The sequence below is a fragment of the Streptomyces sp. NPDC059695 genome (genome assembly GCF_042733785.1).
GTDB lineage: Bacteria > Actinomycetota > Actinomycetes > Streptomycetales > Streptomycetaceae > Streptomyces.
The window spans coordinates 1-11,269 of the sequence record NZ_JBHWFF010000039.1 but is presented as its reverse complement, the minus strand read 5'-3'; the positions used below and the strand labels follow the sequence as shown (position 1 = coordinate 11,269).

General features: G+C 74.9%; 12 protein-coding genes. 4 read left to right on the top strand and 8 right to left on the bottom strand.

Annotation, left to right across the window (positions count from 1 at the left end; all coding sequences use genetic code 11):
• The first annotated feature begins 49 nt into the window (after positions 1-49).
• Complete coding sequence (locus ACFV2S_RS32610) at positions 50-1,015, top strand: hypothetical protein (protein ID WP_385567514.1); 966 nt, start codon at positions 50-52, stop codon at positions 1,013-1,015.
• A gap of 340 nt (positions 1,016-1,355) precedes the next feature.
• On the opposite strand, the gene ACFV2S_RS32605 is transcribed toward ACFV2S_RS32610, so the two are convergent.
• The 3 genes from ACFV2S_RS32605 to ACFV2S_RS32595 are packed head-to-tail and all read right to left on the bottom strand — an operon-like array spanning position 1,356 to position 4,215.
• A complete protein-coding gene (locus tag ACFV2S_RS32605) occupies positions 1,356-2,162 on the bottom strand; it encodes an ABC transporter ATP-binding protein (protein ID WP_385567510.1) in 807 nt (268 codons plus the stop codon).
• Entirely contained in the window at positions 2,159-3,214 is a 1,056-nt protein-coding gene (locus tag ACFV2S_RS32600; protein WP_385567506.1) for a FecCD family ABC transporter permease, read from the bottom strand. The genes ACFV2S_RS32605 and ACFV2S_RS32600 overlap by 4 nt, the downstream gene beginning before the upstream one ends.
• Positions 3,211-4,215 (bottom strand): FecCD family ABC transporter permease, encoded by a 1,005-nt coding sequence (locus tag ACFV2S_RS32595; protein WP_385567503.1) that lies wholly within the window; start codon positions 4,213-4,215, stop codon positions 3,211-3,213. The genes ACFV2S_RS32600 and ACFV2S_RS32595 overlap by 4 nt, the downstream gene beginning before the upstream one ends.
• Positions 4,216-4,315: 100 nt before the next feature.
• On the opposite strand from ACFV2S_RS32595, the gene ACFV2S_RS32590 reads away from it, so the two are divergent.
• Positions 4,316-4,939: an HAD family hydrolase gene (locus ACFV2S_RS32590; RefSeq protein ID WP_385567500.1), complete on the top strand. Its 624-nt coding sequence runs from the start codon at positions 4,316-4,318 to the stop codon at positions 4,937-4,939.
• Positions 4,940-4,942: 3 nt separating this feature from the next.
• Here the strand turns inward: ACFV2S_RS32590 and ACFV2S_RS32585 are convergent, their stop codons facing one another.
• Positions 4,943-5,206 (bottom strand): hypothetical protein, encoded by a 264-nt coding sequence (locus ACFV2S_RS32585; protein ID WP_383798117.1) that lies wholly within the window; start codon positions 5,204-5,206, stop codon positions 4,943-4,945.
• Positions 5,207-5,340: 134 nt separating this feature from the next.
• Between ACFV2S_RS32585 and ACFV2S_RS32580 the strand changes: the two genes are divergently transcribed.
• Positions 5,341-5,724: a cold-shock protein gene (locus ACFV2S_RS32580; RefSeq protein WP_030694234.1), complete on the top strand. Its 384-nt coding sequence runs from the start codon at positions 5,341-5,343 to the stop codon at positions 5,722-5,724.
• Between the two features lie 13 nt (positions 5,725-5,737).
• Here the strand turns inward: ACFV2S_RS32580 and ACFV2S_RS32575 are convergent, their stop codons facing one another.
• The 4 genes from ACFV2S_RS32575 to ACFV2S_RS32560 form a co-directional block, all read right to left on the bottom strand.
• The gene (locus tag ACFV2S_RS32575; RefSeq protein ID WP_385567493.1) at positions 5,738-6,589 is read right to left on the bottom strand and encodes a 1,4-dihydroxy-6-naphthoate synthase; all 852 of its coding nucleotides are present in this window, start codon (positions 6,587-6,589) and stop codon (positions 5,738-5,740) included.
• The gene (locus tag ACFV2S_RS32570) at positions 6,586-7,317 is read right to left on the bottom strand and encodes a futalosine hydrolase (RefSeq protein ID WP_385567488.1); all 732 of its coding nucleotides are present in this window, start codon (positions 7,315-7,317) and stop codon (positions 6,586-6,588) included. Before ACFV2S_RS32570 ends, ACFV2S_RS32575 begins: the two co-directional genes overlap by 4 nt.
• A 7-nt stretch (positions 7,318-7,324) precedes the next feature.
• A complete protein-coding gene (locus tag ACFV2S_RS32565; RefSeq protein ID WP_383798108.1) occupies positions 7,325-7,807 on the bottom strand; it encodes a DUF2771 domain-containing protein in 483 nt (160 codons plus the stop codon).
• A 278-nt stretch (positions 7,808-8,085) separates the two neighbouring features.
• Positions 8,086-9,465 (bottom strand): MFS transporter, encoded by a 1,380-nt coding sequence (locus tag ACFV2S_RS32560; protein ID WP_385567484.1) that lies wholly within the window; start codon positions 9,463-9,465, stop codon positions 8,086-8,088.
• Between the two features lie 610 nt (positions 9,466-10,075).
• On the opposite strand from ACFV2S_RS32560, the gene ACFV2S_RS32555 reads away from it, so the two are divergent.
• Complete coding sequence (locus tag ACFV2S_RS32555; RefSeq protein ID WP_385567480.1) at positions 10,076-11,005, top strand: DUF3027 domain-containing protein; 930 nt, start codon at positions 10,076-10,078, stop codon at positions 11,003-11,005.
• Positions 11,006-11,269 lie beyond the last annotated feature (264 nt).

The following is an 11,269-nucleotide window of genomic DNA, read 5'->3' as shown; positions in this document are numbered from 1 at the left end:
AGGCGCTAACGTCGGGCCGTACCGGGCGAACCGGCCGTGGAGGGGCACCGTGGGGATCGAGAGCGACCGTCTGGTCTACGACTATCTGAGCCGTGTCGGTGATCTGGCACAGGAGCGGCACCTGCCGGCGAGCGACCGGATGAAGCTGGTGTCCGGGCTGCGGAACGAGATCGACCGCAGGCGCGCCACGCAGGGCGAGGAGAGCCCGGGGGCGGTACGCGGCATCCTCGGCGCCCTGGGCACCCCCGACGAGGTCGTGGACCGGGCGGGCCCCTCGGGCGGGCGGCCGGTGCCGGAGTCACGGGCGGGGGAGGGCGGGCCGCGGGGCGGTGCCGGAAACCCGTCCTCGGCTTCCGGCGCGTCGGTCGCGATCCCCGCCCAGGACGACCGGGGGCCCGACGGCGCGGGCGCGCCCGCTTCCGCGCCCGCTTCCGCTCCCGCGGGGGACTGGTGGCGGACGGACGCGGACGATCCCACCGACGACGACGGGTTCTTCGGGTTCGTCGGCGGCATCGAGCGGCCCGACCTCTTCGCGCCGCCGCCCGCGCCGGAGGAGGACGAGGAGGACGCGGCTCCGGCCACGGCCCCGGGCAGGGCGCGCCGCCTCGCCCGTCTCCTGCGGCGCCGCAAGGCCCCGGCCGCGGCCCCGGCCGGGGAGGCGGAGGTGCCGCGGGCCCGCCTCGCGAACCCGTTCGTCCTGCTCGCCGCGCTGCTCCTGCTCGGCGGCGCGGTCTTCGGCTCGCTGGTCGCCCTCGCGGCGGGCTGGCTCCTCGCGTACGCCTCCCGCCGGCTGACCCCGGGCGAGGTCAAGGGCGCCGTCCTCGTGATCCCCGGCCTCAGCGCCGCCGCCGGGATCCTCTGGCTGTGGGGCCGCGTCGAGGGCCGCTGGGGCGAGGCGGTGGCGCCGGGCGGGGAGGCGATGGGCGCGGCGATCTCCGAGACCTGGCCCTGGGTCCTGCGCGGCGCGGCGACGGCCTCGGCCCTGTTCCTGGTCTGGCGCTCCCGCCGCCACTGAAGCCCCCCGCCGTTGTGGGCTGCGCCCCGCCCGTTGTGGGCAGGCGTTCCGCAAGGGGCGGAACGGGTGGGCACAACGGACGGCGCCCTTGCCGGCGCCAGAGGCTGCTGAGCCTGAACCCGCACCCATGGTGACGGCGCCCCGGTGGTGCGGGTCCAGGCGCGGAACGCGGAGGCGCCGCGAGAGGGCGCCGTCCCGTGTGCCCACCCGTCCCGCCCCAGCGGGACGATTGCCCACACGGGCGTGGGCGGAGGCACCCACGCGGGCAGCGGGGCACCGCCCCGCCGGGCGCGGGCGAGGCGCCACACGGGCACGGGCCCGCGCGGGCGCGTCCGGCGCGTCAGTGAGGTGCGGGTGTCGCCGCCTGCCACGGTGCCCCCGGGACCACCAGGGGGGAGCCCGTCACCGGGTCCGGGACCACGACCGAGGACAGCCCGAAGACGTCCCGTACGAGCTCCGCCGTGACGATCTCCGACGGCGGGCCCTCCGCGACGACCCGGCCCGCCTTCATGGCGACGAGGTGGTCGGCGTACCGGGCGGCCTGGTTCAGGTCGTGGAGGACGAGGACGACGGTCCGGCCGCGCAGCCGGTTGAGGCGGCGGACCAGGTCGAGGACCTCCACCTGGTGGGAGATGTCCAGGTAGGTGGTGGGCTCGTCGAGGAGGAGCAGGTCGGTCTCCTGGGCGAGGGCCATCGCGATCCACACCCGCTGCCGCTGCCCGCCGGAGAGCGCGTCGACGGAGCGGTCGGCGAGCGCGGCGACGTCCGTGCGGTCCATGGCGTCGGCGACGGCCCGTTCGTCCTCCTCCGACCACTGCTTCCACCAGGCCTGGTGCGGCTGCCGGCCGCGGGAGACGAGGTCGGCGACGGTGATGGCCTCGGGCGCGACGGGTGTCTGCGGCAGCAGGCCGATGGAGCGGGCGATGCGCTTCGTCGGCAGCTTGGCCAGCGACTCCCCGTCGAGGAGGACCGCGCCGCCCGCGGGCCTGAGGAGCCGTCCGAGCGCCCGGAGGGTGGTGGACTTGCCGCAGGCGTTGGGGCCGACGATCACGGTCACCTCGCCGTCGGGGACGGCGAGGTCGAGCTCCTCGACGACGGTGCGGTCCTCGTAGGCGAGGGTCAGCCCGCGGGCCTGCAGTCTGCTCACGACGTTCCTCCAACGGCTCGGCTCCGGACGATGAGCCAGATCAGGTACGGGGCGCCGACCGCGGCCGTGAGGACGCCCACGGGCAGTTCGACGGGGGAGAGGAGCCGACGGCCGAGGAGGTCGGCGACGACCACGATCACCGCGCCGGTGAGCGCGGAGCACAGCAGCGGGATCTGCGCCGTGCGGGTCATGCGCCGCGCGATCTGCGGGGCGAGCAGCGCGACGAAGTCGACGGGTCCGGCGACGCCGGTCGCGACGGAGGCGAGGACGACGCCGACGGCGACGAGCCCGAGCCGGACCCCGCCGAGCCGGACGCCGAGCGCGGTCGCCGTGTCGTCGTCGAGGGAGACGGTCCGCTGGGCGCGGGCCGCCCACAGCACGGCGGGCAGCAGCAGGAGCAGTGTCCAGCGGATCGGGGCGGACTCGTCCCAGCCGCGCCCGTTGAGGGAGCCCGTCATCCAGATCTGGGCCTGCTGGGCGACGAGGTAGTCGCCCTTCGTCATGAAGAGCGTGATGAGGGACCGCAGGGCGATCGAGATGCCGATGCCGATGAGAACGAAGCGGGTGGCGTGCAGTCCGCCGCGCCAGGCGAAGGCGTAGACGAGGCCGGCGGCGAGGATGCCGCCGGCGATGGAGACGTACGGCAGGACGGTGTACGAGGCGAGGCCGAAGGTCATGGCGGCGACGGTGACGGCCCCGGCGCCCTGGCTGATGCCGATGATGTCGGGGGAGGCGAGCGGGTTGCGGGCGACGGTCTGGATGAGGCCGCCCGCGATGCCGAAGGCGGCGCCGACGGCGAGCGCGGCGACGAGGCGCGGCTCGCGCAGTTCCGTGACGACGAACGCCGACGGCGACGGCTCGCCGAGGAGGATCCGTACGACCTCGCCGGGGGAGACGGACTTCTCGCCGAGGCAGAGGTACGCGACGGAGGCCGCGGCCAGGAGCAGCAGGAGGCCGGCGGCGACGAGGGCCGAGCGGCGGTGGACGAGGAAGGATCCGCGTCCGGCGCGCACGAGTCCGTATCCGGCGGGGCGGAGGTTCAGGGTGGTCACGCGGGCACCGCCTTCCGCCGTACCAGGGTCACCAGGAACGGCACGCCGATGAGGGCGGTCATGACCCCGGCGGGGATCTCGCCCGGCGGGAACAGGATCCGTCCGGTGACGTCGGCGACGAGCAGCATCACGGGCCCGGTGAGCGCGGCCATCGGCAGCACCCAGCGGTGGTCGGAGCCGACGACGGCGCGGGCGATGTGGGGGACGGCGAGGCCGACGAAGGCGACGGGCCCGGCGGCGGCGACGGCCGCGCCGGTGAGGACGGTCGCGCCGAGCCCGCCCACGATCCGTACGGTCGCGACGCGCTGCCCGAGGCCCTTGGCGACGTCCTCGCCGAGCGCGAGCGCGTCGAGTCCGCGGGCCACGGAGAGGACGAGGACCGCGCCGAGCAGCAGGAAGGGCCAGATCTGGCCGACGATCTCGGTGTCGCGCCCGTCGAGGGAGCCGATCTGCCAGAACCGGAACTCGTCGAGCGCCGAGGCCCTGGTCGTGAGGACTCCGGTGGTGACGGACAGCAGCAGCGCGTTGATCGCGGCGCCGCCGAGCGCCAGCTTCACGGGCGTGGCCCCGCCGCGCCCGGCGGCGGCGATCGCGTAGACGGCGACGGAGGCGAGGGCGGCGCCGGCGAAGGCGAACCACACGTACCCGCTCAGCTCGTGCACCCCGAGGAAGGCGATGGCGAGGACGACCGCGACCGACGAGCCCTGGCTGATGCCGAGGATGCCGGGGTCGGCGATCGGGTTGCGGGTGATGCCCTGGAGGGCGGTCCCGGCGAGCCCGAGGGCGGCGCCGACCATCAGCCCGATGAGGGTCCGGGGGACGCGGAGCTCCCGGACGACGTCGGCGTCGGTGCCGGTCGCGCCGTGCAGGAGGGCGTCGAGGACGGTGGACGGCGCGATGGGGCGGGCGCCCACGGCGAGGCTGAGCAGGACGGCGAGGAGCAGGGCGACGAGGGCCGCCGAGGTCGCGAGGACCCGTCTGGTACGGAAAGCGGCTGGCATCGGGACCCATCGGGGGAGTGCGGGTTTGGTGAGGCTTACCTGAGTGTAGCCAGCACTCATGTGCGAACACCGGGGCCCGGGGTCCCCCGACAATGGGTCCATGACGACCACGCCCCCGCACGCGCCCACCGTCGGCTTCGACCTCGACCTGACCCTGCTCGACACCCGCCCGGGGATCAGGGCGACGTGGGTCGCCTTCTCCGCCGAGGTCGGCGTACCGGTCGACGCCGACCTCGTCGTCAGCCGCCTCGGGCCGCCGCTGGAGCAGGAGATCGCGCACTGGTTCCCGGCGGAGCACGTCACGGAGATGACCGCCCGCTACCGCGCGCTCTACCCGGCGTACGCGATCGAGCCGACGGTCCCGATGCCGGGCGCGAGGGACGCCATCGAGGCCGTGCGCGAGGCGGGCGGCCGCACGATCGTCGTCAGCGCGAAGAACGGCCCGCACGTCGAGCTGCACCTCGCCCACCTCGGCATCGAGCCCCACGCGGTCGCGGGCGGCCTGTGGGCCGAGGGCAAGGCGGAGGCCCTGCGCGCGCACGGCGCCGGGGTGTACGTCGGGGACCACGTCGGAGACGTCCGGGGCGCGACCGCGGCGGGCGCCCTGTCGGTGGCCGTGGCGACCGGTCCCTGCCCCGCCGAGGAGCTGCGCGCGGCCGGCGCGGACGTGGTCCTGGCGGACCTGACGGACTTCCGTGCCTGGTGGGAGGGGTACCTGGCCTGAGCGTCAGACGGTTTGGCCGGAACGGGCCTGCCGCCGCTGGGCCGCGACCGACCGCAGCACCCCGGCGGCGGCGAGCAGGAATCCGGCGCCCATCAGCATCGACACCAGGTACGCCACGGTGGGGAACGGGTCCGTCCCGAGGAGCAGCGGGGCCACGGTGACCAGCGTCGCGACCGCGCCGACCGCGAACACGATCACACCGGCCTTGACGAGTCCGTCACCCGGGGCACTGTCGTCCACGGGCACGGCGGGGGTTTCACTACGCATCCGGCCAGGGTAGTTCCCAGGCCGGAGGAACACATCGGCGACGTCTTGTCACCGGCCTCCTGCCCATTAGCCTGGTGCCGGCGGGTCGGTCGACCCGCCGTTTGCCATCCCCATCGACGAGGACGAGGACGGACGTGCCTACCGGCAAGGTCAAATGGTTCAACAGCGAGAAGGGCTTCGGCTTTCTCTCCCGCGACGACGGCGGCGACGTCTTCGTGCACTCGTCGGTGCTCCCTGCCGGAGTCGACGCACTGAAGCCCGGTCAGCGGGTGGAGTTCGGCGTCGTCGCCGGTCAGCGCGGCGACCAGGCGCTCTCCGTCACGATCCTCGACCCGACCCCGTCCGTCGCCGCCGCGCAGCGCCGCAAGCCCGACGAACTGGCGTCCATCGTGCAGGACCTGACGACGCTCCTGGAGAACATCACGCCGATGCTGGAGCGCGGCCGCTACCCGGAGAAGGCCGCGGGCAAGAAGATCGCCGGCCTGCTGCGCGCGGTCGCCGACCAGCTGGACGTCTGACCCGCGGAGCCCCTCAGGGGAACGCGAGCGCGTCCGGGCCGAGGGGCGGTACGAGTCCCTCGGCCGCGGCGCGCGTGAGCAGCCCGCGGACCGCCGCGTAGCCGTGCTCGCCGAGGTCGGCCGTGAACTCGTTGACGTAGAGACCGATGTGCTGGTCGGCGACCTTCGGGTCCATCTCCTGGGCGTGTTCCAGGACGTACGGCCGGGAGGCCGCCGGATCGTCCCAGGCCATCCGCACCGAGGCGCGGGCGGACGCGGCGAGCCGCTCCAGCGTCTCGGCCCCCAGCGAGCGGCGGGCGACGATCGCGCCCAGCGGGATCGGGAGTCCCGTCGTGGACTCCCAGTGCTCGCCCATGTCGGCGAGGCAGTGCAGCCCGTAGTTCTGGTACGTGAAGCGGGCCTCGTGGATGACGAGCCCCGCGTCGACCTTCCCGTCCCGCACGGCGGGCATGATCTCGTGGAACGGCATCACGACGACGTCCCCGACACCGCCGGGCACCGTCTCGGCCGCCCACAGCCGGAACAGCAGGTACGCGGTCGAGCGCTCGCTCGGCACCGCGACCGTCTTCCCGGCGAGGTCCGCGCCCGTCGCGGCGTCACGGGTCAGGACGAGCGGGCCGCAGCCCCGGCCCAGGGCGCCGCCGCAGGGCAGCAGGGCGTACTCGTCGAGGATCCAGGGCAGCACCGCGTACGACACCTTCAGGACGTCGTGGGTGTCCGTGCCGCTCTCGGCCCAGCCGTTGGTGACGTCGATGTCCGCGAAGGTCACGTCGAGCCGGGGCGCGCCCGGGACCCGGCCGTGCGCCCAGGCGTCGAAGACGAAGGTGTCGTTGGGGCAGGGCGAGTAGGCGATCTTGAGTTTCACGGGTGCGGCTCCCACGACTCCACGAGGACGGTGCTGCCGAGCAGCTCGAAGGTGTGCCGGAGGGCGCCCAGGGCCTCGCCGATGCGCCAGGCGGCGCGGTCGCGGGGTCCGACGGCGTTCGACACGGCCCGGATCTCGACGGCGGGCACGCCGTGCGCGGCGGCGGCCTCGGCGACGCCGAAGCCCTCCATCGCCTCGGCGGCGGCCGTCGGATGCCGCCCGGCGAGCTCGGCGGCGCGGCGTGCGGTGCCGGTGACGGTGGAGACGGTGAGAACGGGCGCGAGGGTGTACGAGGAGGCGTCGAGAGCGGCGGTGAGCCGCCCGGTCAGCGCCTCGGGCACGGCGTGGACGGAACGGCCGAAGCCGAGCTCCTCCACCGCCAGGTACCCGTCCGGGGTCTCGGCCCCGAGGTCGGCGGCGACGATCGCCGAGGACACCACGACCGAACCGACCGGCGCGGCCGGCTGGAACCCGCCCGCGATCCCGGCGGAGACCACGAGGCCGTACGGGGCGCCGGTCAGGGTCCCGTGGGCGAGCGCCGTCCCCGTCGCGGCGGCGACGGCCGCGGGTCCGACCCCGCCGACGAGGACGTCGACGCGGTCCCGGTGGCGGCGCAGCGCGAGGCCCCCCGGCAGCGGGAGGAGCACGGGGCCGCCGAGGCCGAGGCCGGCGGAGACGGAGTCCGCCTCCGCCGCCACGGCCGTCACGATCAGGATCCGGTGGACCACCGCCGGATCAGGAGTCCTTCTTCAGCTCGAAGTGCCAGATGCCGGTCAGCTTCTTGCCGGTGTTCTCGACGATGGTCACCTGGGTGCTGTCAGGGGTCTCGCCGGTCTGGGACTGGGAGAAGAAGGCGCTGGCCGGGATGGTCCGGTACGTCTTCTTGTACGGCTCGGGCTCGGCCTGCTGGCCGCCCAAGAAGATCGTCCAGCCGTTGTCCGCGATCTTCGGGTCGACCCCGAAGCGGATCTTGTCGTCCGTGGAGACCTTGATGGTCTTCTCGGCCTTCTTGTTGAGGCACTGCTGGATCTGCGACTCCTTGATGGCTTCGCCGTCGTTGTAGCAGGCGGCCTCGGAGTTCACCGATTCGGTCCCGACCGTCAGGGTCGCGAGCGGAGTCGGCTTGTCGCAGGCGGAGAGTACGAGGAGCCCGGCGGAGACGGCCCCGAGGGCGACGGCGGCCCGGCGGCGCGAGCCGGAGAAGAACGCAACGGTCATGAGCCGAAGGCTATCGGGCCGCCGCGCCCGCGCCACGCGGGGGTACGGCGTGCCGCCCCGGCGTACCGCTTCCGCACGGTGCGCCACGCGCTCCGGAGCAGGCCGGAGGACACTGCCTGGGGGGTGTCTTGTCGATCGGGCCGGGCTCGCGGCGTCTGGCACCGCGCCTCGCCGCGTTGTCGTCGGTCCACAACGCTCCGCGTTGCCTCCCTCCTCCGCCTTGCGATGCACGGCACCAGACGCCGCTCCCTGATCCGGCCCGATCGACAAGACACCCCCTAGGCCACCTTCGTCCTCGGGCGGCCCTTGGGGCCCTGGCGGCCGCGGGGCGCCGTCAGGAGGCCCCGGACCGCGAGGACCCAGCCCAGGGCCAGGATCCCGGCGGCGACGGACATGCCGAGGGTGCCGTTCAGGGGCAGCGCGATGCCGATGCCGCCGCCGACCACCCACGCCATCTGCAGCGCCGTCTCGGAGCGGGCGAACGCCGAGGTCCGCACCAGCTCCGGCACGTCCCGCTGGATGAGCGCGTCCAGGGACAGCTTCGACAGGGCCTGGGTGAGTCCCGCGACCGCGCCGAGGACGGCGACCATCAGGCCGCCGAAGAAGATCGCCGTGCAGATCGCCGTACCGCACACCACGGTGAGCATCGTGGCGATGATCACCTCGGGGGCCTGGCCCCGGTCCCGCAGCAGCGAGGCGGCCGCCGTGCCGCACGCGTTCCCCACGCCCGCCGCCACGCCCACGATCCCCAGCGACACGGCGGCGCTCTGCCCCGACAGCGGGTGCTCGCGCAGCAGGAACGCCAGGAAGAAGATCAGGAAACCGGACAGCATGCGCTGCGCCGCGTTCGCCTCCAGACCGTGCAGCACCGACGGGCCCACCGTCCGCAGGCTCGGCTTCTTCTCGCCGTGCGTCAGCAGGTGCGCCCGCCGCTCGCCCTTCGCCGAGTCCACCTTGTGCGGCATCCGCAGCGCCCAGAAGGTGCCGAGCAGGAACAGCGCGCACGCCCCGTAGAGCGGCCAGGTCGGCCCGATCAGCTGGAGCCCCGCCCCGACGGGCGCGGCGATTCCGGTGGCGAGGAGCCCGGCCAGGGTGACCCGCGAGTTCGCCTTCACGAGCGAGAAGTTCGGTGGCAGGAGCCGGGGCACGACGGCGCTGCGGACCACCCCGTACGCCTTCGAGGCCACCAGGACGCCGAGCGCCGCCGGATACAGCTCCAGGCCGCCCGTCGCCACGGCTCCCGACATGATGACCGCGAGGACGGCACGGGTCAGCATCGCGCCGGCCATCGCCGCCCGCCGCCCGTGCGGGATCCGGTCCAGGAGCGGACCGATCACGGGGGCGAGGAGGACGAAGGGGGCCATCGTGACGGCCAGGTAGAGCGCGACCCGGCCGCGGGCCTCGTCGGTCGGCACGGAGAAGAAGACGGTGGAGGCGAGGGCGACGGTGATCATGACGTCGCCGGCGCCGTTCACGGCGTGGAGCTCGATCAGTTTCCCGAGCCCGGATTCGCCCGCGCCGTGCGCGTGGGTGGCCTTGCGGATGCCCTTCGCGGTCCCGGTGAACGGCAGGTGCAGGGCACGCCCGACCCTCCGGCCCGCTCGGCGGAGCGGCCCGGCGGGATCATGCGATCGTACGGGGGACCGTGCGGCTGCCACTCCGTCATAGTGCCCCACGGGCGCGCCCGGCGAACCGTGCCACGACGGGCGAGCCCCGAGGAGGGGCCCGGGAGGAGCCGGTGCGGGCGACGGGCCCCCGGACGGGCCCGGGGGCGGAATCCGGCGCGGTACGGGGCCGGTGCGGCGGCGCACACGGGCACGGCCGGGGGCGGCCGCGGGGCCGGGCGGGGCCGGCCTGTACGGGCGTGTCGCGGGTGCGGCCCGGTGCGCGGGCCGGGTGCGTCGGGGCGGGCGCCGGAGCGCTCGTCGGAGGGTGCGTACGGGGGTGCGTACGGGCCGTGCGGAGGGTCCGTCCCCGGGCGGTTCGGCGGTGCGGGGCGTCCGCGATCCGGGCCACTTGGGTCGGGCAGGTGGGCGGAGGCCCGCGAACGGGGTAGCGTGCGTAGCGCGTCACCGGCGGAATCTCTCGGCCGCGCGCCTCTTCGGCATCCCGCAGAATGGATGACGTTAGGTGTGCCCGAGACGCGCGAGACAAGTCGGGTGCGGACGTCGATGCGGCCCTCTGGTCCGCTCCGCCCGCGGCCCGTGCCTTCGCTCCCGCCCCTCGGCCGGCGCACCCGTGAGACGGCGTAGGAGAGAAGCGAGACCTGTGAGTGCTGCGACGACGCGAAGCGGTACCCCGCGTACCCCGCGAGCCACGCGTATCCCCGACCGCCTGTGCGCGGAGGCCGTAGACCTCGCGCGGGAGGCCGCCGAGGAGGCGGCCGCGCCAGGCATCGTCGGCGCGCACGTCGAGGTCGTCGCGGAGGGCGACCGGGTCGTCACGCACTACTTCGAGTCCAAGGAGCCCGGCTACCGGGGCTGGCGCTGGGCGGTGACGGTCACCCGTGCCTCCCGCGCCAAGAACGTCACGCTTGACGAAACCGTCCTGCTGCCCGGCACCGACGCGCTCCTCGCCCCCGAGTGGGTGCCGTGGAGCGAGCGGCTGCGGCCCGGCGACATGGGGCCCGGCGACCTGCTCCCCACCGAGCAGGACGACCCGCGCCTGGAGCCCGGCTACTCGGGCGAGGACGTGCCGCCGCCGAACTCCGCCGTCTCCGAGGAGATGGAGGAGCACCTCGACGAGGAGGACGCCGAGCTCACCTCGCGCACCCCGTCCCGCGGCGCGATCGCCGCGGTCGCGGAGGAGCTCGGCATGCGCCGGGCGAGGGTCCTCTCCCGCTACGGCCTGCACACGGCGGCCGACCGCTGGGACGAGGCGTTCGGAGCGAGGACGCCGATGGCCCTCGCGGCGCCCGCGTCCTGCGAGTCCTGCGCGTTCCTGGTGCCGGTGGCCGGATCCCTGAAGCAGGCCTTCGGCATCTGCGCGAACGAGTTCTCCCCGGCGGACGGCCGGGTCGTGTCCCTCGCGTACGGGTGCGGGGGCCATTCGGAGGCCGCGGTCATGCCGAAGCCTCCGCGGCCGGCGCCGCCGGTCCTGGACTCGATGGCGGCGGACGCGTTCCCGCTCCGCCCCGCGAAGGACTCGGGCTCGACGACGGAGCCGGACGCCTCCTCGGACGACCTGGGCCACTCGTAGCCCCCGGGGCCCGCGCCACCGCCTGCGCGGGCCCACCCCGCGACCCGTGTGGGCGTTAGCCCGTTGCCCGTGCACGCCCCCGCCCGGCGGGGCGGCGCCCGCGTTCGGCGGGGCGGTGCCCCGCGCCCGTGTGGCGCCTCGTCCACGCCCGTGTGGGCCCGCCGCCGCTGCCCGTGTGGGCAATCGTCCCGCTGGGGCGATGGGGGTCCCCCCTGCTCGAGCGAAGCCGAGAGCTTGGGGGAGGGTGGGCACACGGGACGGCGC